Source organism: Bacillus sp. VT 712, assembly GCF_001614195.1.
Taxonomy (GTDB): Bacteria; Bacillota; Bacilli; order Bacillales; family Bacillaceae_H; genus Priestia; species Priestia flexa.
The window spans coordinates 1-23,311 of sequence record NZ_LWBK01000003.1 but is presented as its reverse complement, the minus strand read 5'-3'; the positions used below and the strand labels follow the sequence as shown (position 1 = coordinate 23,311).

The window sequence follows — 23,311 nt, the reverse complement described above, 5'->3', positions numbered from 1 at the left end:
TCAGCCTTGGAAGTGCTTCTCTTATATACCAGTGTACAGCTTACTTGGTTCCTTCATTGTATTGTTTACTATGTAACGTTTTCTATGGCGATATTATGACAAATTCAGGTTGCTTTGTCAATGTTTCAAGGTATGCCCTCGCACATGTAAAATCGAAATTTTTACAATAGCTAAAATAGGAACAGCAATAATTAGCCCAAACACCCCTCCAAATTCTCCCCCAAGCAAAAGCGCTAAGATAATAAAAAGAGGGTGGATATGCAAGCTTTTCCCTACGATTAGAGGAGATAGAATATTCCCTTCTAGAAATTGAAGTACAAAGATAATGACGACAACAATTAATACGAGCTTCACAGAAACTGTCATGGAGAGAATTGCCGCTGGTACTGCTCCAATAATGGGACCGAAATACGGAATAATATTCGTAATGCCTATGATTATCCCAAGCAAAAGCGCATACGGTACGTTAAAAAACCAAAATGCAGTCGTAGCAATAGCGCCTATGATGAGACAAACAAAAAATTGTCCTCTAAGGTAGCTTCCCAATGACAAGTTTACATCATGTAAAAAATGCTTCCCTTCTTCATGCCATTTCTTTGGCACAATATATGCGACAGCTTTTCGAACGAGTCCGAAGTCTTTTAGCAAGTAAAACACAATAAACGGAATAATAATGAGAATTAAAAATGAATTGACAATGGACTTAACCCCCTCCATCACTCGCAATAACCATGTGTTAACAGTTTGCTCTAAATCAACGATACTCTGCTCAATTTTTTCATGAACTCCGTTTGGTAGCGTTGAGGTACGATCATGAATTTCATGCACCCATCCCTTATACATCTCTGTAAGCTCAGGCAGCTGTTCATTTAATTCTTTTAGCTGAATAACGAAAAGAGGAAACCCTTTATAAATACCATAACCTATTCCACCAAAGAAAATGAGATAAATTAGTAAAATGGCAAGAGGTCGTGGAACACCTTTTTCATGCGTTTTCTCTACAATTGGATGAAGTAAATATGTAATAAAGGCAGCAATAAAAAAAGGCAGCATTGCTTTAAAAAACATCTCAAGAAATGGTAGCCAAACAAACTTTATTTTAAATAAAAGTAAAATACAAAGCAGTGCTAGCAAAAAAATCCCCAAACGATAAAACCATTTAATCGGTACCTCTTTCACAATAAACTCCTCCTCATCTTTATTTTTCAACAAAGAAAAGAGTTTATTCATGATGTTTTTTTAGATAACTTCCCATGAGAAAAAGCCCTTGCTAAGCAAGAGCTTTTTTGTAAAGAGACCAACAATGATTTTAGTGCATTGCTTTCATAACACGCTTGCGCATTTTTTTCATATTGCGCTTTGTGAACATCTCTCGGTCACCTGCCATTTTGAACGCATATGCCCCTAGACCAAAAGCAACTACTGACGGAATAATTCGATTCATCGCAAAGCCCCCCCTAAATGAGTTAAAAATTCATTGTACGCTCATCCTCTGAAAACAAATCATCCAATGAGCTTAACGTGCCATCCTCTTCCACTTGGTGGGTATTAATTTGTCCTTTTGAAATCGTCATCTCAATAAAACAATTCCAGCAATAATATTGATTAACCCCAATTTTACCAACATCAATACTTTTACAGTTTGGACACTTTAACAAAGTGAACACCTCTTTTATACGTTCGTTTATAAAACGTATTATGTCCACTTTTTACCATGTCCATACCTAAACACCAGGCTAGTAGGAGGGAATTAAGCAATGCTTAATTCTTTTGTAGGTTGCGATATCTTACATAAAATCATACGGTGTAAGGTTTTCCATGCCAATATTTGCATCTTTCATAAATGGCACCTCAGGATCTTCTAACTCATCAACTAATTGCTCTTTGAGAAGGGCTTGTAGATTGGTCTGTCGAATGCTGTCTTCGTTACGATTTACGCCAATTTGAAACGCTTCTTCTTCACCACATAAGATTAAGAACTGCTTGCTCCGCGTAACGGCAGTATAAAGCAGGTTCCGTCGGAGCATGCGATAATAACTTTTCACAATAGGCAACACCACAATCGGAAACTCGCTTCCTTGTGATTTATGAATAGAGCAGCAGTACGCATGCGTAATCTGATTAAAGTCTTGTTTCGTATAGGTTACTTCATTTCCTTCGAATGAAATAACAAGCATATCCTGCTTTTCCGTGTTTTCCTTTGCGAAAAAAACAGACACAATCTCACCCATATCTCCATTAAAAACATTACTATCAGGTTGATTTACAAGCTGAAGTACCTTATCGCCTACACGATATGTTACATCTCCGTGCTTTAACTCTCTCCGCTGTTGAGAGGCTGGATTAAATAATTCTTGCAGTACTTCATTCATTTTATCAATCCCCGCTGGACCTTTATACATTGGAGCCAGCACTTGAATATCTTTAGCCGTATAGCCTTTTTTTACAGCATTGCCGCACACTTGTTTGACAACATCTGTAATTTGCGCTCCGTAACAACGAATAAAGGAACGATCGCCTTGCTGATTAGTCAAATCGGATGGAAGACGTCCTTTTTTAATTTCATGAGCCAAATCAATGATAGATGAGCCTTCTTCTTGGCGATATACATCTGTTAATCGTACGGTAGGAACAGCTTCAGAATGTAATAAATCTTTCAACACCTGACCAGGACCAACTGAAGGTAATTGATCTTCATCACCTACAAGCACTACTTGGATGCTAGCTGGAAGTGATTTAAAGAGCTGGTGAGCAAGCCATAAATCTACCATAGAGACCTCGTCCACAATCAGTAACTTACCATTGATTGGATTTTCTTCATTGTGGTCAAACCCTTCTTGTCCATTCCACTTTAAAAGTCTGTGGATTGTCACCGCTGGCAGTCCAGTAGCCTCGCTCATCCGTTTAGCAGCTCGACCTGTAGGAGCGACAAGCAGCACTGGAAATCCTTCGTCTTTTTTATAATCCCCTGGATTTAGCGAACAGCCATGAAGCTCTGCATAAAGTTCAACAATTCCCTTTATAACTGTTGTTTTACCGGTACCTGGTCCTCCTGTAAGCAAAAGCATTGGGGATAAAAGCGCTTTTTGAATTCCTTCTCTTTGCGAAGGTGCATACTGCACGCCTAGACGCTCTTCTAACTCCCCTAGAGCTAGAAGAAATTCTGATTCAGGAAATTGCTCTTCATACTCTGTTTGAGCCATTAGCTTACCAATCGCTTTAACGACTCCTTTTTCAGCATAAAAAAGCGGTGGGAAGTACATTTTATCGTCATCAATAATAATTTTTTTCTCTTCTTTTAGTGCATCAATCTCTCGTATAATATCCATTTCTGATAACGGTTCTTGACGACTTTTTTGTAACAGCTCTCCCGTTTTCTGATACAATTGCTCTGCTTTCACGTAGACGTGTCCCATTTGATTGCATTCATGCTCGATAACGTATAAAATTCCAGCTCGAAGCCGGTTAGGATGGTTGGTTGCTAACCCTAGCTTCCTTCCTAATTCATCCGCTCGGTTAAAGCCGATTCCTTGAACATCTTCAACAAGCTGATAGGGGTTTGTTTGAATCACTTCTAGCGCCTCTTGTTTATAAGCTTGGAAAATTTTCATGGAAAGCTGCGGACCAAATCCCAAATCTGTCAGCTTAACCATTACTTCTTCTAACCCCTGGTGCTCTCGCAGCTGAACGATTAGCTTTTCTGCTTTATCAGCAGATAGCCTAGACACCTTTTTCAATACCGCAGGGTCTTGTAGCATTCGATAAATTGCACGTTCACCAAGTGCTTCTACAATATTTTCTGCGGTTTTTTTACCAATACCGTTAAAGAGATCACTTGATAAGTACTGAATGACCCCTTGTTTTGACTGGGGAAGCTCTTTTTTAAATTGCTCTACTTGAAACTGAAGGCCAAATTTCGGATGCTCTTTAAAGTTTCCAATAAAAGTGTAAAGTTCATCTTCGTTCAAACGGGGGAAATATCCCGTAACAATCGCTTCTTTATCGTCCATGGATACATTTGTTTCTTTTATTCTAATTCTTGTTACGTTATACAAATTTTCTTCATTATGAAAGACCGTGACAATTGCCGTGCCTTTTATGTACGTTTTTTCTTCATCGGGTTGTAAAGGGTTTAGAACTGCCTCACTCATACTATTCCCCCATTTTTACATTCACTTCTTAGTGTTCCATCATTGAAAGAACGTTTTTACCATTTGCTGCCATATGATGATCTGGCTGGATTTGTAGCGCTTGATCAAACATTGAGATAGCCTTATCCTTATCATCTTTCATCGCATAAGCTACTCCTAAATTGTAGTAAGCATCAGCATGCTCCTCGTCTTCTTGGACAACGCGCAGTAACTCCTCTACCGCTTCATCTACCATTTCCAGCTGAGCTAAACAAAGTCCAAGCTGAAATCTTGCTTCTGTATCGTGTTCATTAAGCTCTACTGCTCGTTTTAAATATGGTAGAGCATACGTTATTTGTTCTAAATGAAATAGTGTTAAACCGAGCATAAAATGCACATCTGACGAATTTAAGCCCTTTTTAATAGCTAAATCAAAATAATGCTTCGCTTGTTCTAACTGTTCAAGGTTAAAATATACGTTGCCAGCACCGTAGTAAGCCGTTGCTGTTTCCTCATCAATTTCAATGGCACGTTCATAAAATTTTAGTGCACGATCTGTTTCGCTAACCGCGGCTAAAAGGTTACCAAAGTTCACGTATACAACCGGGTCTTTGGGATTTTCTTCGATTGCTTCTGAAAATGTTTTTGCTGCTTCTTCAAATTTTCCATCTTGCATATATTGAATACCTAATTGATTTTTATCTGTCATTTTTCACTCCACCGTTGTTTTTTATTAGTTTATCCGATTACTAGTAGTATATCATAACAAAACCCCCGCTCTACAGAGCCGAGGTTTTGTTAAAAAGCCCTTGAATTCGTATTATACGTACCAAAGCTGCTCTTCATCTTTATATACATTATCAATTGTAGCTCCACCTAGACACTCTTCACCGTTATAGAATACGACAGCTTGTCCTGGCGTTACGGCACGAACTGGGTTCTTAAAAAGAACTTTAACCGTATTTTCATCTAGCTTCTCAACTGTTACTTCATTATCTTCTTGGCGGTAACGGAATTTAGCTGTGCAAGAAAGCGGTTCGTTCCATTCACGATCGCTTACCCAGCTAACGTTAGTTGCCGTAATAGAAGTTGAGTATAACAGCTCATTATGAAATCCTTGGTCGACATAAAGAACGTTTTTCTCTAGATCTTTACCAACAGCAAACCAAGGTTCTCCGCTTCCACCAATTCCAAGTCCGTGACGTTGGCCGATTGTATAATACATCAGGCCGTCATGGTTTCCTTTTACTTCACCATCTAACGTTTGCATAAGACCAGGCTGAGCTGGAAGGTACTGACTTAAAAACTGTTTAAAATTACGTTCTCCAATAAAACAAATGCCTGTGCTATCTTTCTTAGTAGCTGTCGCAAGTCCCGCTTCTTTCGCAATCTCACGCACTTTGGATTTTTCAATTCCTCCAAGTGGGAACATAACTTTTGATAGCTGTTCTTGACCAAGCTGGTTTAAGAAATACGTTTGGTCTTTATTATTGTCTACTCCTCGAAGCATTTTGTACTCGCCATCACGATACACCACTTGCGCGTAGTGCCCTGTTGCTAAATAGTCTGCACCAAGCGTCATCGCATGTTCTAAAAATGCTTTAAATTTAATTTCTTTATTACACATAACATCAGGATTTGGCGTACGCCCTGCTTTGTACTCATCAAGGAAATACGTAAATACTTTATCCCAATATTGTTTTTCAAAGTTGACTGCATAGTAAGGTATACCGATTTGATTACATACGCGAATGACGTCATTGTAATCTTCTGTTGCTGTACATACGCCATTTTCATCCGTATCATCCCAGTTTTTCATGAAGATTCCAACTACATCATAACCTTGTTGTTTTAATAACAGAGCAGCGACTGAAGAGTCTACTCCTCCACTCATTCCAACAACAACACGCGTATCTTTTGGTGCTTTCGTCAACTTAGTCACCTCCAATAAACGTGTTCTTTTATTTTGCCAATCGCTTTACGATTGTTGCTGTTTTACGAGCTAATTCTTCTATTTGATCCATTGTATTACCCAACCCAAAACTGAAGCGAATTGATGAAGTAATACGGTTAGAGTCCTTGCCAAACATGGCAACAAGTACGTGAGACGGATCTACAGCTCCTGCTGTACAAGCTGATCCGCTTGATGCAGCAATACCTGCTAAATCCAAATTCACAAGCATAGATTCAACGTTTACACCTTTGAAAGAAAGATTTAGTATATGTGGTAAAGAATACTCGACATTTCCGTTTATATCAAACGATACTTGCTCTTCTTCCAATACCTGTATCATTCGTTCTTTAAACTGCTTATATTGAGCTGCACGTTCTTTTAATGATTCTTGCGCAATGCGAACAGCTTGTTCAAATCCGACAATGCTTGCCATGTTCTCTGTACCTGCTCTGCGCTTTCTCTCTTGCTCTCCTCCAAATAAAAGTGGCGAAAGCGTAACGTGTGGAGCAGCATATAAAAAGCCAATCCCTTTTGGTCCGTTAACTTTATGAGAAGAAACGGAGAGAAGATCGACACCTAATTGTTGCACATTTAATGAAATTAATCCATAAACTTGCACTGCATCCGTATGGAAATAAGCACCATATTCTTTTAACAAAGCACCAATTTCTGAAATTGGCTGGATTGTGCCAACCTCATTGTTGCCGTACATAACTGAAACTAAAATCGTTCTATCCGTTAAGGACCTCTTAATATCTTCAACCGACACACGTCCAGTTTCATCAACCGGTAGATACGTCACTTCAAAACCTTGTTCTTCTAGAAACTGACAAGTATGCAACACAGCATGATGCTCAATAGATGTCGTAATAATATGATTGCCACGATGTTTATTCGCAAGCGCAACACCAATCAGCGCCATGTTGTCTGCTTCCGTTCCACCGCTCGTGAAGATAATGTCATTTTCACGTGCTCCAATACTGCTGGCAATTGTTTGACGCGCTTCATCCAAATATCTGCGACTTTCTCGTCCGTAGTGATGAATGCTTGACGGATTCCCAAAATGCTCATGCATAAACGTCGTCATTTTTTCAACAACTGCTGGGTGTACAGGAGACGTTGCTGCATGGTCTACATAAATACGCTCCAACTAAAAACTCCTCCTAACTCAACCAATTAAATATAAAACATATATGATTCTTCTTCATCACCTGAATGATTCGCTAAATCTTCAAGCGTTGTGCTATCTAACACTTCTTTAACTGCATCACGAATGCGAATCCACAGCTCTCTTTTAGCTGGCTCTTCGTCTTCCAATCCTTCTACTGGACTAATTGGTCCTTCCAGTACCGAAATAATGTCTCCTGCTGTAATATTGGTAGGTTCATGTGCTAAAATATAGCCACCGTACGCACCTCTGACGCTTTTTACAAGACCTGCATTACGAAGAGGCGAAATTAATTGCTCAAGATAATGTTCCGATAGGTCATGGTTTTGAGCGATTGTTTTTAATGAAATGGGACCTTCACCAAAGCGTTTTGCCAGTGCAATCATAATTGTTAAACCGTAGCGTCCTTTTGTCGAGATTTTCATTTTCTCCACTCCTTCTCATATCCATAAGGTGTTTATAATAGGTCGTTCATTATTCATTATTTCAAATTTAAATAGTCCATTAAAAAACGTTATACTGTTGACATTATATCATACTATCCCTATGAGAGAAATTTCAACACTTTTTTAGATATGATACAGTAAAATCAAACTATATATTTAATTCTAAAAGGAGGTCACTGCATGAATAATAACCCGCTTGCATTTCGCATGCGTCCTAAAGATATCAATGAAATTATTGGACAGCAGCATCTTGTTGGAAAAGACAAAATGATTTATCGAATGGTCAAAGCCAACCACCTAAGCTCAATGATTCTATACGGTCCGCCCGGTGTAGGGAAAACATCTATTGCTACAGCTATTGCTAAAACAACCAAAACAGCTTTTCGACAGCTAAATGCGGTTGTGAATAATAAAAAAGATATGGAAATTGTCGCCGAGGAAGCAAAAATGTCCGGGAAAGTAATTTTATTACTAGACGAAGTACATCGACTAGATAAAGGAAAACAAGACTTTTTACTTCCTTATCTAGAAAACGGACTCATTACGTTAATTGGTGCTACAACAAGCAACCCTTATCACGTTATTAACCCCGCAATTCGAAGCCGGTGTCAAATCTTTGAACTAAAATCGTTAGAGCCAGATGATATTGAACAAGCGCTGAACCGAGCACTGCATGATAAAGAACGCGGATATGGAAATCAAAATGTTCAGGTTGATCGTGATGCAATGCTTCATTTTACAACAAGCTGTAACGGTGATGTTCGTTCCGCGCTAAATGCCCTTGAGCTTGCTATTTTATCTACGGACGAAAATGAGGAAGGCGTCATCCATATCACGCTTGACATTGCCGAGCAGTGCTTGCAACAAAAATATTTTTCACACGATAAAGATGGAGATGCTCATTACGACGTACTTTCAGCATTTCAAAAATCCATTCGTGGAAGCGACGTAAACGCTGCGCTTCATTATTTAGGGAGACTGATTGAAGCTGGTGATTTAGTGAGTATTAACAGACGACTTTTAGTCATTGCGTACGAAGATGTTGGACTAGCAAGCCCTCAAGCCGGTGCAAGAACACTGTCTGCCATTGAATCAGCTGAGAGGCTAGGCTTTCCAGAAGCTCGTATACCATTAGCCAACGCTGTTATTGAACTTTGTTTATCTCCAAAGTCCAACTCAGCTTACAAAGCGCTTGACGCTGCTATTGCTGATATAAAAAAAGGCTTATCCGGGGACGTCCCAAACCATTTAAAAGACGGTCATTATAAAGGAGCAGCTAAGCTAGGGAGAGCACAGAATTATCAATACCCTCACGACTTTGAAAACGGCTGGGTTAAACAGCAATACCTTCCTGATAAAATAAAGAATAAACGCTATTATGAGCCAAAGAGAACAGGAAAATTCGAACAAGCATTGGCACAGGTTTATAAAAATTTATCTCCATGAAAAAAGCCCCAAAGAGGCAGTTCCTTAAAAAAGATAAAGGTAAACTTTATTTTTTAAGGCACTGCCTACTGGGGCTTTTTATTACTTATCGTCGCCAACACGCTTAATTGTTACGTCTGCTAGCAGTTCATTAATGACGTGTCCAGCCATGATTAAACCTGCAACAGAGGGAACAAATGCATTTGATGATGGTGGCATTTTGGCTTTGCGAATTTCCGCTGCATCGTTTCCTACTTCTTTACGGATTTCTTCACGAATGACGATTGGTCTTTCATCAGAAAAGACAACGTTAATTCCTTTGCGAACTCCTTCTTTACGAAGTCGCGTACGCACGACTTTCGCAATTGGGTCCGTATGAGTTTTTGAAATATCAGCAATTTTAAAGCGCGTTGGATCCATTTTATTAGCAGCGCCCATGCTTGAGATTATCGGGATATTTCGCTTTAAACACTCTTTCATTAAATGAATTTTATACGAAATAGTATCAGAAGCATCAACCACAAAATCAGGTTCATAGCTAAAAAACTGCTCATATGTTTCTTCTGTATAAAACATTTTTAACGAGATGACTTCACACTCAGGATTAATATCAAGAATTCGATCGCGCATTAAATCTGCCTTAGGTTTACCTACTGTTGATAATAAAGCATGAATTTGACGATTTACGTTTGTGATATCCACATCGTCTTTATCAACCAAAATTAATCGTCCAACACCTGAACGAGCAAGCGCCTCTGCCGAAAACGAACCAACGCCTCCAATTCCTAAAATAGCTACTGTACTCCCTTTTAAAGTTGCTAAGCCATCTTTCCCAATCGCTAGTTCATTACGTGAAAATTGATGCAACATTGTTTCAACACTCCGCCTTTCTATTTCAACACTTTTCAGTAGTGTATACTTTTCAAGTTTTTCTATCATCGCAAATGCTTGCATAATGATTTTATACGAATTAGACTATAACACACTTTTCTTCAAAAGCAAGCATGTCTATCGGTTTACGTATTAAAACTCATAAAAAAACCTTCTCTATACGACAGAGAAGGTTTTTATGTAGGCTAGTCCCAATAATGCCGTCTTAATGCTTTCGTTTTGAACCCGCTCTCGGCAGGTGGGTACTCTGTTTTACACACTGTAAGTCCTTAGAGAAGGCATGTACGCTGTATAAAAACTCCGAGTTCCCAAGCAACAAATTGTTCGGTCAAAACTGTTGTAAAGACGAACATATCAGGACTCTATTGTTCTTGAAAGTATCTTATCACAGAAGATTTTGTTTTGCAATATTATGCTTCTGTTTTTGCTTTTCGAATATCTAGATTTAGTTCCTCAAGCTGAGCTTCGCTTACTTCACCCGGTGCGTTTGTTAGTAGACAGCTTGCACTTGCTGTTTTCGGGAATGCAATCGTATCACGAAGGTTCGTACGTCCAGCAAGCAGCATAACAAGACGATCAAGTCCTAATGCAATTCCACCGTGAGGAGGTGTACCGTATTCAAATGCTTCAAGTAAGAAACCAAATTGTTCATGCGCTTCTTCAAGCGTAAAGCCAAGCGTTTTAAACATTTGTTCTTGAATGTCACGCTCATAAATACGCAGTGATCCACCACCAAGCTCATAGCCGTTTAGAACAAGATCATACGCTTGAGCGCGAACGGCACCTGGATTCGTTTCTAACTGCGGTAAGTCTTCACGAACCGGCATTGTAAACGGATGGTGAGCTGCATAGTAACGACCTTCTTCTTCATCATGCTCAAGAAGTGGCCAATCTGTTACCCACAGGAAGTTAAATAGTGACTCATCAATTAGGCCAAGCTCTTTAGCCAGCTTTAATCGGAGCGCACCTAATGCATCTGCCACTACTGATTTTTTATCTGCAACAAATAATAATAAATCGCCTTCTTCAACCTGTAGCGTGCTCATAAACTGCGCTTGTTCTTCTTCGTTAAAGAATTTACTAATTGGTCCTTTCAGTCCTTCAGCTTCAACTTTTAGCCATGCAAGACCTTTCGCACCGTAAATCTTCACAAAATCTGTTAACGCATCGATATCTTTACGAGAATAATTCCCCGCAGCTCCTTTAACGTTAATTGCTTTAACTTGCCCACCGCTTTCTACCGCGGCACTGAACACTTTAAACCCGCAATCTTTTACAAGCTCAGATAAATCGACAAGCTCCATAGCAAAGCGCGTATCTGGCTTATCAGAACCAAAGCGACTCATTGCTTCATCATAAGAAATGCGTGGAAAAGGTGTTTGAATATCTAATCCTTTTACATTTTTCATCACTTTTGACATCATTTCTTCTGTCAATGTCATGATTTCTTCTTGCGTTAAGAAAGAAGTTTCAATATCGACTTGCGTAAATTCAGGTTGACGATCAGCACGTAAATCTTCATCACGGAAGCATCGCGCAATCTGATAGTAGCGCTCTACGCCGCTTACCATTAACAGCTGTTTAAAGATTTGTGGCGACTGCGGAAGCGCGTAAAATTCACCTGGGTGCACGCGGCTTGGTACAAGATAATCACGAGCACCTTCTGGCGTACTTTTTGTTAGAATTGGTGTTTCTACATCTAAGAAGTCGTTATCATCTAAGAAATTACGAATTGTTTTTGTAACGTCACTTCTCATCTTTAACGTTGAAAACATTTCTGGACGACGAAGATCTAAATAACGATATTTTAAACGAACATCTTCTGATACATCCGTTTGATCATTAAGAGCAAACGGAGGCGTCTTTGCTTCATTTAATACCGTAATACGCTCAGCGTGAATTTCGATTTTACCTGTTTTTAAGTTCGGGTTAATCGTTCCTTCTTGTCTGCCGACTACTTTCCCCTCAACTTGTAATACATACTCGTTACGAACGTTTTCTGCAATTTCAAGCGCTTCTTGTGATACCTCAGGGTTAAATACGACTTGTACTAAGCCTCCTCGATCACGTAAATCGATAAAGATTAACCCTCCTAAATCACGGCGTTTTTGCACCCAACCTTTTAACAATACTTTTTCACCAATGGCCGTTTCCGTTACGTCACCACAGTAATATGAACGTTTTGTCATGACTGTTCCTCCTTAAGCTTTGTTCTCTAAGTAAGCTACTAGCTCTTCTAACTTCACTTCTTCTTGCTCGCCTAGTGCCATATCTTTGACGTTGGCTACGCCTTTAGCTAATTCATCATCACCAAGGACCACTACGTATTTTGCTTCCAAACGATCTGCTGATTTGAATTGACCTTTTACTTTTTTATCTTGATAATCTTTTTCTGCTACAAATCCTGCTTTTCGTAGTTTATTAACAAGCGCGACTGATTTTGCTTTTGCTGCATCACCAAGTGTTACAACATAGCAATCAATGCCTTTTTCAACTGGAAGCTCAATGTTTTCAGCTTCTAATGCTGACAATAAGCGCTCAATACTTAAAGCAAACCCAATTCCTGGCGTTTCAGGTCCACCAATTTCTTGAATAAGTCCGTTATAACGTCCTCCGCCACATAGCGTAGTGATAGCACCAAATCCATCTGCTTCACTCATTAACTCAAACGCTGTGTGATTGTAGTAATCTAATCCGCGAACTAACGTTGGGTCAACGACATACTCAATATCTAAATCTGTTAAGTATTGCTGTACGCTTTCGAAGTACTCTTTTGAATAGTCATTTAAATACTCTAAGATAGACGGCGCTGTGTTCATAAGCTCATGGTCACGATCTTTCTTACAATCTAAAATGCGAAGTGGGTTTTTGTGCAAACGATTTTGACAATCGCTACAAAACTCACCGATACGCGGAGAGAAATGATCAATTAGCGCTTGGCGATGCGCTTGACGACTTTCCGTATCTCCCAGGCTGTTTACAACTAGCTTTAGCTTTTTTAAACCTAGCGATTGGTAAAAATTCATTAATAACGCTAACACTTCTGCATCAATAGCTGGATCGTTTACTCCAAGAGCTTCAACACCAAACTGAACGAATTGGCGGAAGCGCCCTGCTTGCGGTCTTTCATATCGGAACATGGGACCAATATAGAAAAGCTTCGTTGGTTGATTTGGATTTCCAAACATTTTATGCGTTACGTAAGAACGTCCAACAGCAGCAGTTCCTTCCGGACGAAGCGTTAAGCTTCTATCCCCTCGGTCTTTGAAGGTATACATTTCTTTTTGAACAATATCAGTTGTTTCTCCCACACCACGCTGAAATAACTCCGTATGCTCAAACATTGGTGTACGAATTTCTTTGTAGTTAAATGCACGACAGATTTCACGAGCTTTTTGCTCCACAAACTGCCAGTATTCTACTTTTCCTGGTAAGATATCTTGAGTTCCTCTTGGTATTTGAACTGACATAAAGCGTCATATGCCTCCTATAACTTCATTTTCTATAACAAAAAAACTCTCATCTCTACTAGCAACTAGTAGGGACGAGAGTTTAAATCACGTGGTACCACCCTAATTGAAGCATACATGCTGTACACTTCCACTCATTCGTTAACGTACGAAACCGTTCAGCTCCTACTAACCGTGCTTTCAGAGCGAAACCTCCGAAGTGTTCATTCATTGAGTCATCATGTAAAATGCTTTCAGCCCAAGGCATTTTTTCTCTCTCCATGTGTCATCTCAATTACTTTTCTTCATCATAGGTTCTATTCATATAAAATTAAGCTATGTAATAGCCGTTCGTTAAAATATAGCAATTGTTTACTATATTACGAATGAAATGAACAGTTGTCAAGAACTTCACGGCCATAAATTATTGGTAAGTTGGAAACGAAATGAATTATGAGCGGTTTAGCTGTTTCCTAAGCTTTTGCACATCTCGAAGCGACAAACCAAATTCAGACGCTAATTCAATTGACGAAGCATCCTTTTCTTTATCTACGAAGTCGTGGAACTGCATGCCGAAAAGCGACTGATTTTGTTGAAAGGAATGCTCTCCTTTATCACTAAATTTCATGTACGTATCCCTTCTTTCTAAGTGCTTTCACACTAAATATGCTCTTTATAGCATTGCCAAAAAAGTCGACATCTTTCATAAATGAAAGGATTTTTTTTCACAACCTCGAATTACTTAGTCTGTGATAAAGGAGGGATACGTATCGCTTTTTTTCGTTCATCTAAACTTTATTTCTTGTTGTCTGTTATCATACTCGTTTGTCTCTCTTCCTTCGATGAGCCAGAATCTCCGAGTTTTTCACCTAGAATCGTTACAGCCGATACCTTACATGTTCGAACAGGACCAGGTTTAGCTTTTTCCATTTCAGCAACACTTAAGCAAAATGATCGGGTTAGCGTTATAGATCAGCAGGGAAATTGGCTTTTTGTACAATTTCAAGACCTTGAAGGCTGGATTTCTAAACCACATACAGCGTTATTAGACTTTAACAACCTCTCTCCACAGCAGCAAATTGAGCTAAAATCTACACCTGTTATCGAAAACGCACCTACAGATTATTTAAAAGGGAAAACCATCATTTTAGATCCCGGACACGGTGGGAAAGATAAAGGGGCCATAGGTACACAAGGTACGTATGAAAAGGACTTAACGCTCCGAACTGCTCGTTTCGTACAAGAAGAGCTTCAAAACGATGGTGCCACCGTAAAATTAACAAGAACAGACGATTCATATGTAGAGCTGTCCAATCGTATTCTAGCTTCAAACAGCGCTGATTTATATATTAGCATTCATTATAACAGCGTTGCTAACCCTGACTTAACAGGACTCATCACGTACTTTTACCATGATAACCAAGACTCTATTCTAGCTGGCTCTATCCACGCTTCACTTGTCCATCACAGTGACTTAAAGGACAAAGGAGTGCGTTTTGGAGACTACTACGTGCTGCGTGAAAATAAGCGCCCAAGCATTTTATTAGAGCTAGGTTTTTTAAGTAATAAGCGTGAGGAAACCTACATTAATTCCGTTGGGTATCAGCGAAGAGTCGCTCACCAAGTAGCCGTAGGAATTCAGCAATACTTCAAGCAACAATAGAAAAAGCGCCTGTTTGCACATGATGCAACAGACGCTTTTTTAATCATTTATTTATCTTTGCTTTCAATAATTAACGTAACAGGCCCATCATTGGTGAAGCTAACGTCCATCATTGCTCCAAACGAGCCGGTTTGAACACGAACTCCCTTTTTTTCTAGCTGCTCGTTAAAATAATTATACAGCGTAAGCGCTTTGTCTGGCTTTGCCGCTCCCATAAAATTTGGGCGTCTTCCTTTTCGACAATCACCATACAACGTAAACTGCGAAACAGATAGAATTTCACCTTCAATATCGAGCAATGAGTGATTCATTTTTCCTGTTTCATCTTCAAACACTCGTAGGTTGACTATTTTATCTGCAAGGTAATCCGCATCTTTCATTTCATCTTCATGCGTAACTCCTACTAAGAGCATAAAGCCTTTGCTAATTTCACCAACGACTTCACCTTCAACGGTAACATTTGCTTCTTTTGCACGCTGCACTACAACTTTCATTCTTCACGTACCTTTCTTAATGCATAATACGACGAACCGAATAGATATCACGAATTTGCTTAATTCGTTCAACAACTTTATGAAGATGACTAATGTTATGAATAGAGATTGACATATTAATGGTTGCCATTTTATTTCGATCCGATCGACCAGAGACGGCTGAAATATTGGTTTTTGTTTCATTGACAGCTTGAAGCACTTCGTTTAACAAGCCGCGACGATCATAACCAGATATCTCAATCTCGACGTTAAATTCTTTACCTTCTTTAATATGCGTTTCCCACTCAACTGGAATTAAACGATTTTCCGAATCCTCCGTATGGACATTTAAACAGTCTGCGCGGTGAACAGATACTCCCCGACCCTTTGTAATGAATCCTACAATCTCATCACCAGGAACTGGATTACAGCATTTCGATAAACGAATAAGCATATTTTCAACACCTGGTACAATAACACCAGAGTCTTTGCGCTTATGCTGACGTACACGCTTCGCTGCCGTATCTCGAGCCAGATCATCTACCTGCACTTCCTGCTCTTGATCACGCTGCTTTCGCCATTTCTCTGTCAAACGATTCGCAACCTGAGCAGCAGTTAAACCGTTATATCCAATTGCTGCATACATATCATCTTCATTTGAGAAGTTAAACTTTTCGGCTACTCGTTTAATATTATCGGTTGTTAATACTTCTTTTACGTCAAATTCCATTTGACGAATTTCTTTTTCAACAAGCTCTTTGCCTTTTTCAATATTTTCATCTCGGCTTTGCTTCTTAAAGAACTGACGTATCTTGTTTTTTGCCTGAGATGTTTGAGCAAGCTTCAGCCAATCTTTACTTGGTCCATAGGAATGCTTAGATGTTAAAATTTCAATGATATCTCCCGTTTTTAGACGATAATCCAGCGTGACCATCTTTCCATTGACTTTCGCACCGATTGTTTTATTCCCAATTTCTGAGTGAATGCGATATGCAAAGTCAATCGGAACTGAACCAGACGGTAATTCAATCACATCGCCTTTTGGCGTAAAAATATAGACCATGTCCGAAAATAAGTCAATTTTCAATGATTCCATGAACTCTTCTGCATCATTAGCGTCATTTTGGAACTCTAAAATTTCGCGGAACCAAGTCAACTTCTCTTCGAAAGATGCATGTTCCGTTGACTTGCCTTCTTTATAAGCCCAATGTGCAGCAATTCCATACTCTGCAATTTGATGCATATCAAAAGTACGAATCTGAACTTCCAAGGGATCGCCTTTTGGCCCAATAACAGTTGTATGAAGAGACTGATACATATTTTGCTTTGGCATTGCAATATAATCTTTAAAGCGGCCAGGCATTGGTTTCCAACAGGTGTGGATAATACCAAGTACCGCATAGCAATCTTTAATGCTGTCTACAATAATACGCACTGCAAGCAAATCATAGATTTCATTAAACTGCTTATTTTGAAGGGCCATTTTGCGATAGATTGAATAGATATGCTTTGGTCTACCTGAAATCTCAACTTTAATCGACACATCATCAACGTTCTCGCGTACTTCATCAATAACTTCTTCTAAGTACTGTTCGCGCTCTGCTCGCTTTTTCTTCATCAAGTTTACAATTCGATAATACTGCTGCGGATTTAAATAGCGCAGAGCTGTGTCTTCAAGCTCCCACTTAATCTTTGAAATCCCCAAGCGATGAGCAAGCGGTGCAAAAATCTCCAGCGTTTCGTTTGAAATGCGGCGCTGTTTCTCTTGTGGTAAATGCTTTAATGTACGCATATTATGCAAACGGTCGGCTAACTTAATTAAAATAACGCGAATATCTTGTGCCATTGCAACAAACATTTTGCGATGGTTTTCTGCCTGCTGCTCTTCTTTTGATTTATATTTAATTTTCCCAAGTTTTGTAACACCGTCTACTAACATTGAAACTTCTGAGTTGAAAGCTTTCTCTAAATCTTTTAGCGTTATCTCTGTATCTTCAACGACATCGTGTAAGAATCCAGCTGCAATTGTGGCTGGATCCATGTCAAGATCAACTAAAATCCCTGCAACCTGTATAGGATGAATGATATACGGTTCTCCTGATTTACGATATTGCTCTTTATGTGCTTCTTTTGCAAAATCATATGCTGCTTGAACAAACGCAACATCCTCTTCATCCAAATACCGTCTCGAATTATCAATGACCTGTTCTGCTGTTAGGACTTGCTCATTTGCCATGAAATCACCTTTATCAACTAGCATTTTTATTAATTCATATTGTAACTATTATCATGAAAATTAATAGAGATGTAAAGCCTTTGGTAATAATTTATCAAATAAAGTCACATTTCAATCTTTTGCTTTCTTCGTATTAAACAAAAAAGAGTTTGGGACATAACAAAATGATTGCTTCTAAGAGACGAACAATAGCTGTTCCAATCTCTTTGGTTTGTCTGAACACGTTCGTTCCATTGCGCTACGGCCACTCGCTTTCCGCGGGGAGGAACCTGAGCTTCCTCGCTGCGCTGCGGGATCTCAGGTTTCCCTCTCTTTCCCGCAGGAGTCGAGTGTCCAACGCTCCATTCCACCCTGTTTCCAACATTGTTTTCACAATCAACAAAAAACCTGAACGATTAAAAGTGAGAAACTCTCAATCGTTCAGGTACAGTAGAGGCAGAACTACTTATGTCTCAGTCTCTTCTCTGTTTGATTATAAATCCGTTCATTAGTACGTCATTAATGTAAATACGTCGTATCCTTCTAGCTTTTCGCGTCCATCTAAGTATGATAACTCAATAAGGAACGCAATGCCAGCAACTACTCCGCCTAGTTCTTCAACTAGTTTAATTGTTGCTTCAATTGTTCCACCTGTTGCTAATAAGTCGTCTGTAATTAATACGCGTTGCCCTGGCTTAATTGCATCTTTATGGATTGTTAATACGTCTTTTCCATATTCTAAGCCATAATCAACTTTAATTACCTCACGAGGTAATTTACCTTCTTTACGAACTGGTGCAAAGCCTACACCTAGCGCATACGCAACTGGACAACCAACGATAAACCCACGTGCTTCAGGCCCAACGATGATATCAATTTCTTTATCTTTTGCATACTTCATGATTTCATCTGTCGCTGCACGATACGCTTCACCATTATCCATTAATGTTGAGATATCTTTAAACTTAATACCTGGTTTTGGCCAGTCAGGTACAATTGTAATATAATCTTTAAAATTCATTCTAATGTTGCCTCCTCATTCATCCGCACTTGCAAGAAGCTTCTCAAACTCACTTTTTAACTGTGCATATGAACTATAAATAAAGTTTTTTTCCATTTCAATTTGTTGCTGTTTCTTGCGATAAGTCACAGACTCTATTAAATCACGTTTAGGACTATTTTTCACTAGCGAAATTAGACCATTGTTTATTGTAACAAATTCTAGTTCGAAAAACACCTGGCAGATAAAATCAATTGTATCTTTTGTCCAGCCTTTATGAATGGCAATCTCTTCTTTATAGTGTTTTAAATCAAACGGGCTTCTTTTAGCCAGCAGTCCATAAAACCACTTAAAATGTTCACGAGTCGGAATCGTATCAAAATAACTATCATTTTCCGTTACGAACATCGCATAAATTCGAGCCGGCTTTCCTTCAGCAAATAAGAGATTTAACCTCTCTTTTGAATCTGGTAAATCTAAAAGAATCATTTGTTTATCAGCTGAATTATATAGACTAGCTTGTTCATCTGTCGAAATCTCAACGACTTGATCCATCGGCAAAATCGCTGCATGCTTTTGAACGGTTTGTTGATTAAACGTCACGATATCCATTTCTTTCGTGAAAATTTCTTGAAAGAATCTCTTCATATCAAATGAATTACGATAATCAAAAAGCTGCCATTCACTCACTGCTACATCTTCAATCATGAGCTGTGGCTTGCGTATATTATTCCATTCGTTAATTGAAAGCTCACCGACTAACGATACTTTGGCTAACGGAGAGACTTCATCTAATACATGTCCTAAACCAAACCCTACGACGTCAATTGATAGCCCATTATCTTCTACAACAAGCTTTAAATGGTTTTTATCACTGCCGATTTTACGCATTGATGTTGGCGTAACACGCTCAACAAGCACCTTCGGCTTGGGGTTATGCATGCCAAAAGGAGCGAGTGTTTGGAGCTCTTCAATACCAGCGATTGTAATATCCTCAACTTTGCATATCGTATCAATCGAGGTAATCGGAATGAAGTCTTGTTCAGTTAGCACTTCTCGCGCTTGTTCATTTAAACGCTGGCGCAGTAGCTCAACATTCTTCGCTTCAAGCGTCATCCCTGCAGCCATCGGGTGGCCCCCGAAATGCGGTAAAATATCACGACTCTTTGATAAGTTTGCAAATAAATCAAATCCAGCAATGCTTCTTGCCGATCCTTTTGCTAAGCCGGTTTCGTGATCCAGACTTAACACAATAGTTGGACGATAGAACTTTTCAACCAACCGAGAAGCTACGATTCCAACAACTCCTGCGTTCCACCCTTCACCTTCAATAATTAAGACTGCATTTTCACTAGGCGGATATAGGCTTTCTACAGTATCGATTGCTTCTTGCGTAATTTCATTTACAATCTGTTGGCGCTCTTTATTTAAAGCATCAATTTCTTTTGCTAACTCGATTGCTTCTTCATAATGAGCAGACATAAGTAAATCGACTGCCGGGTTCGCATCTTGAAGACGACCTACAGCATTAATTCTTGGAGCAAGGGCAAAACCAATTGTGTCTTCCGTAATGTCTTCTTTCTTCACACTGCACACTTTTAATAGCGCTTCAACTCCAGGTCGAGTTGAACTTTTTAAATAGCGTAAGCCCTTTTTCGCTATTAGTCGATTTTCTCCTACTAGCGGCACCAAATCAGCAATTGTACCAATGACAGCTAGCTCCAATAAATGTTCAGGAGCTTCACCGAGCAAAGCGTGAGCTAATTTAAACGCTACTCCAACTCCAGCTAGCTCTTTGAATGGATAGCCTCCACCTGGAAGTTTAGGATGGATAATCGCATAGGCTTCCGGAATTTCTGGACCTGGTTCATGGTGGTCTGTAATGATTAAATCAAACCCTATCTCAGCTGCTAGCTTTGCCTCTTTAACAGCGGAAATTCCAGTATCTACTGTAATAACTAATCCATATCCTTCATCACCAATCTGTCTAAATGCCTGTTCGTTTGGGCCGTAGCCTTCTGTAAAACGATTGGGTATATAAAAATCAACTTGCGCTCCGAGTTGACCTAAAACAGAAAGCATAACGGACGTACTGCTTACACCGTCAGCATCATAATCCCCATATATCATAATACGTTCATTGTTTTCAATCGCTTGACGAATGCGCGCAACCGTTTCTTCCATACCTTCTAAAAGAAATGGGTCATGAAAAGATTCATCCTCAATATGTAAAAACTGTGAGGCTTCTTCTACTGTTTGAATTCCTCGATTAATAAGCAGTGAAGCAACAAGAGGTGTAATATTGAGTTTCTTTGCAAATTCATCAACAAGTGGATCATCTATATGTTTTACATTCCAACGCTTCTTTGACTGTAGCATATCTCATCTCACCCCTTAACCCACATAATTATACTAAAGGCAACCCAAACGGGCAATGAGTGAGCTTAATCTTAACTTTCTGAATATGGGTTAATATGAACAAATACACCTTGAATATTCGGTTCTTCCAGTAACTTCTCTTTTACTACTTTTCCAATTTGATGGCCCTTTTTCACCGTGATAAACGGATCGACTGAAATACGCAAATCAACAATAACATAGTAACCATGCTCTCTTGCATGAAGCGTGTCAATTCGTTCAACACCTTCAACGCCTAACACGATCTCTTTTAAATGTGCGATATCTTCCTCATGAAGAACATGATCCAACGTATTGTGAAAAGCCTCTGCTCCTAGTGTCCAAGCTGTTTTTAACACAAGTACAGAAACAATTAATCCTGCGAGAGGATCCGCATACACTAACCACTCTATCCCAATTTCATCGCCAATAAGAGAAGCTCCAATACCTACAAGCGCTGCAAAAGAAGAGAACACGTCCACTCGATGATCATGAGCATTAATCATAACAGCGTCACTTTTTATTTTCTTTCCAATACGGTATGTGTAGCGGTACAATCCTTCTTTAATAATGATAGCCGCAACTAGAGCATAGACAGCAAAAATTTTAGGAGGCTCTATCCGATTAAAAAATGCTTGGAAAGAAGAAGTTAAAATTTCAATTCCTACAATGGCTAAAAGAACGGCTACGATAATAGCAGCGATTGATTCAGCTTTTCCATGTCCATAAGGATGATCTTCATCAGGTGGCTGCTTTGCAATTTTCACACCAATAAAAACCACAAGTGAGCCTGCAACATCTGAAACAGAATTGGCGGCGTCCGCTATGAGTGCTCGACTGTTTGCCATGACGCCTACAATCGATTTCATGATAGCCAAGACAATATTACCAACCATCCCTACCATCGCAGCAGTTTGTGCTTCTTTAAACCGCTGTTCATTGTCCATTTTTTCACACCCTTTCTAGAAAGGCATTATTCATTAGCGTACCCAAAATTCTCTTGTACTACTAAGCTTATGATGTGAATTGAAAGGGCAGACACAGAAAAAGTGCACGGAATAATCCGTGCACTTTTTCAGGCTGTTGAGAAACTTTGTTCTCAACAGCTTTTTTATGTCTGTCTTTTTTTATCAGTGGTAACACTGATAAAAAAAGACTGGAGTTGATGAAACATGATGGGTGCACTTAAAAATCATCGAGATGAACAAGTGATGGTTTCTGTAGAAGATTTAGTTCCTGCCAATCACTTTTTGCGTACAATTGAAGCGACAATTGATTTTAGCTTTATTGAAGAAAAGCTTCTTCCTTATTATTGTGAAGACAATGGACGTCCTTCCATTCATCCCATTACGCTATTCAAAATGATGTTTATTGGCTACTTTTATGGCGTTCGTTCCGAACGTCAACTTGCCAAAGAAATTCAAACGAATGTGGCGTATCGATGGTTCTTAGGCTTATCGTTAACGGATGCCGTTCCTCACCATTCGACGATTAGTTTTAATCGCCGAACACGCTTTTTAGATACGACGATTTTTGAAGACATTTTTGATGAAATTGTTCGCCAGGCGATAGAACATCGCATGGTTGGTGGACGTGCTTTAATGACAGACTCGACTCATATCAAAGCGAATGCGAATAAACATAAATATGAAAAACAACCAAAGAAGTCCCGCCGACAAGCGTATATGGAAGAGTTAGAAGCAGCCGTCAACGAAGATCGTCTTGAAAACGGAAAAAAGAACTAAGTCCTCGAAAGGAAGGCGTTGCCTTACAAAAACAAACCCGCATCAGTACAACGGATCCCGATAGTGGTTTTATGATGAGAGATGGAAAGCCAGATGGCTTTCATTATTTAGATCATCGAACGGTGGATGTCAAACATAATATTATTACAGACACCTGTATTACAGCTGGCAATGTGGCTGACTCTGTTCCTTATCTTGACCGCCTTGACATACAAATAAAAAAGTTTCGCTTTTCTGTTGAAGCTGTTGCATTAGATGCCGGGTATTTTACAAGCCATATTTGTAAACGCCTTTCTGAAAAAGGGATTTTTATGGTGATGGGCTATCGGCGTTTTGGATCGTCAAACAAAGACGT

Annotated in this window: 19 protein-coding genes, 1 other RNA gene, 1 pseudogene and 2 other annotated features (1 of these 23 cut by a window edge); of the genes and pseudogenes, 3 read left to right on the top strand and 18 right to left on the bottom strand. The window is 39.3% G+C overall.

Going from position 1 to position 23,311, the window contains the following annotated elements:
- Positions 1-66: a binding site (T-box leader), on the bottom strand (it extends 148 nt beyond the left edge of the window).
- A gap of 51 nt (positions 67-117) precedes the next feature.
- From A2U94_RS01735 to cymR, 8 genes are all read right to left on the bottom strand, one after another.
- Positions 118-1,182 carry an AI-2E family transporter gene (locus A2U94_RS01735; protein WP_373688727.1) on the bottom strand — a complete coding sequence of 355 codons (1,065 nt, stop codon included), beginning with the start codon at positions 1,180-1,182 and terminating at the stop codon, positions 118-120.
- A gap of 127 nt (positions 1,183-1,309) precedes the next feature.
- The gene (locus A2U94_RS20520) at positions 1,310-1,444 is read right to left on the bottom strand and encodes a YrzQ family protein (protein WP_076512682.1); all 135 of its coding nucleotides are present in this window, start codon (positions 1,442-1,444) and stop codon (positions 1,310-1,312) included.
- 22 nt (positions 1,445-1,466) lie between these two features.
- Positions 1,467-1,658, bottom strand: coding sequence for a YrzR-like zinc ribbon domain (locus A2U94_RS01730; RefSeq protein ID WP_025911719.1), 192 nt, complete (start codon positions 1,656-1,658; stop codon positions 1,467-1,469).
- A 129-nt stretch (positions 1,659-1,787) separates the two neighbouring features.
- Positions 1,788-4,151, bottom strand: coding sequence for an SF1B family DNA helicase RecD2 (gene recD2, locus A2U94_RS01725; protein ID WP_062686953.1), 2,364 nt, complete (start codon positions 4,149-4,151; stop codon positions 1,788-1,790).
- 28 nt (positions 4,152-4,179) lie between these two features.
- On the bottom strand, positions 4,180-4,839 hold the full coding sequence (locus tag A2U94_RS01720; RefSeq protein ID WP_025911721.1) for a tetratricopeptide repeat protein: 660 nt from the start codon (positions 4,837-4,839) through the stop codon (positions 4,180-4,182).
- Positions 4,840-4,950: 111 nt separating this feature from the next.
- A complete protein-coding gene (gene mnmA / locus A2U94_RS01715) occupies positions 4,951-6,063 on the bottom strand; it encodes a tRNA 2-thiouridine(34) synthase MnmA (protein ID WP_025911723.1) in 1,113 nt (370 codons plus the stop codon).
- A 28-nt stretch (positions 6,064-6,091) separates the two neighbouring features.
- On the bottom strand, positions 6,092-7,234 hold the full coding sequence (locus A2U94_RS01710) for a cysteine desulfurase family protein (RefSeq protein ID WP_025911724.1): 1,143 nt from the start codon (positions 7,232-7,234) through the stop codon (positions 6,092-6,094).
- Positions 7,235-7,260: 26 nt separating this feature from the next.
- Positions 7,261-7,677, bottom strand: a complete 417-nt coding sequence (cymR, locus tag A2U94_RS01705) for a cysteine metabolism transcriptional regulator CymR (protein ID WP_025911725.1) — start codon at positions 7,675-7,677, stop codon at positions 7,261-7,263.
- Between the two features lie 201 nt (positions 7,678-7,878).
- Here cymR and A2U94_RS01700 point away from each other — a divergent pair, with 201 nt between their 5' ends.
- Positions 7,879-9,144 (top strand): replication-associated recombination protein A, encoded by a 1,266-nt coding sequence (locus tag A2U94_RS01700; RefSeq protein ID WP_062686954.1) that lies wholly within the window; start codon positions 7,879-7,881, stop codon positions 9,142-9,144.
- An 81-nt stretch (positions 9,145-9,225) separates the two neighbouring features.
- Here A2U94_RS01700 and A2U94_RS01695 read toward each other — a convergent pair whose 3' ends face one another.
- The 5 genes from A2U94_RS01695 to A2U94_RS01675 all read right to left on the bottom strand — a co-directional run bounded on the left by A2U94_RS01695 (position 9,226) and on the right by A2U94_RS01675 (position 14,091).
- A complete protein-coding gene (locus tag A2U94_RS01695; RefSeq protein WP_025911728.1) occupies positions 9,226-9,993 on the bottom strand; it encodes a tRNA threonylcarbamoyladenosine dehydratase in 768 nt (255 codons plus the stop codon).
- A gap of 205 nt (positions 9,994-10,198) precedes the next feature.
- Positions 10,199-10,378, bottom strand: a non-coding RNA gene (gene ssrS, locus A2U94_RS01690) — 6S RNA.
- Positions 10,379-10,424: 46 nt separating this feature from the next.
- The gene (gene aspS, locus A2U94_RS01685; RefSeq protein ID WP_025911729.1) at positions 10,425-12,203 is read right to left on the bottom strand and encodes an aspartate--tRNA ligase; all 1,779 of its coding nucleotides are present in this window, start codon (positions 12,201-12,203) and stop codon (positions 10,425-10,427) included.
- A gap of 12 nt (positions 12,204-12,215) precedes the next feature.
- Complete coding sequence (gene hisS, locus A2U94_RS01680) at positions 12,216-13,484, bottom strand: histidine--tRNA ligase (protein ID WP_061784990.1); 1,269 nt, start codon at positions 13,482-13,484, stop codon at positions 12,216-12,218.
- Positions 13,485-13,551: 67 nt separating this feature from the next.
- Positions 13,552-13,784: a binding site (T-box leader), on the bottom strand.
- 130 nt (positions 13,785-13,914) lie between these two features.
- Positions 13,915-14,091: a hypothetical protein gene (locus A2U94_RS01675; RefSeq protein WP_035321387.1), complete on the bottom strand. Its 177-nt coding sequence runs from the start codon at positions 14,089-14,091 to the stop codon at positions 13,915-13,917.
- 81 nt (positions 14,092-14,172) lie between these two features.
- Between A2U94_RS01675 and A2U94_RS01670 the strand changes: the two genes are divergently transcribed.
- Positions 14,173-15,126, top strand: coding sequence for an N-acetylmuramoyl-L-alanine amidase family protein (locus A2U94_RS01670; RefSeq protein WP_082636388.1), 954 nt, complete (start codon positions 14,173-14,175; stop codon positions 15,124-15,126).
- Between the two features lie 47 nt (positions 15,127-15,173).
- Here A2U94_RS01670 and dtd read toward each other — a convergent pair whose 3' ends face one another.
- From dtd to A2U94_RS01645, 5 genes are all read right to left on the bottom strand, one after another.
- Positions 15,174-15,620 (bottom strand): D-aminoacyl-tRNA deacylase, encoded by a 447-nt coding sequence (gene dtd / locus A2U94_RS01665; protein ID WP_025911732.1) that lies wholly within the window; start codon positions 15,618-15,620, stop codon positions 15,174-15,176.
- 16 nt (positions 15,621-15,636) lie between these two features.
- Positions 15,637-17,835, bottom strand: coding sequence for a RelA/SpoT family protein (locus A2U94_RS01660; RefSeq protein ID WP_025911733.1), 2,199 nt, complete (start codon positions 17,833-17,835; stop codon positions 15,637-15,639).
- 487 nt (positions 17,836-18,322) lie between these two features.
- Positions 18,323-18,835, bottom strand: coding sequence for an adenine phosphoribosyltransferase (locus A2U94_RS01655; RefSeq protein ID WP_025911735.1), 513 nt, complete (start codon positions 18,833-18,835; stop codon positions 18,323-18,325).
- A gap of 15 nt (positions 18,836-18,850) precedes the next feature.
- Positions 18,851-21,193, bottom strand: a complete 2,343-nt coding sequence (recJ, locus tag A2U94_RS01650) for a single-stranded-DNA-specific exonuclease RecJ (protein WP_025911737.1) — start codon at positions 21,191-21,193, stop codon at positions 18,851-18,853.
- A gap of 71 nt (positions 21,194-21,264) precedes the next feature.
- On the bottom strand, positions 21,265-22,158 hold the full coding sequence (locus tag A2U94_RS01645; protein WP_025911738.1) for a cation diffusion facilitator family transporter: 894 nt from the start codon (positions 22,156-22,158) through the stop codon (positions 21,265-21,267).
- Between the two features lie 225 nt (positions 22,159-22,383).
- On the opposite strand from A2U94_RS01645, the pseudogene A2U94_RS20515 reads away from it, so the two are divergent.
- A pseudogene (locus tag A2U94_RS20515) lies at positions 22,384-23,311 on the top strand (IS1182 family transposase); the annotation flags it as partial.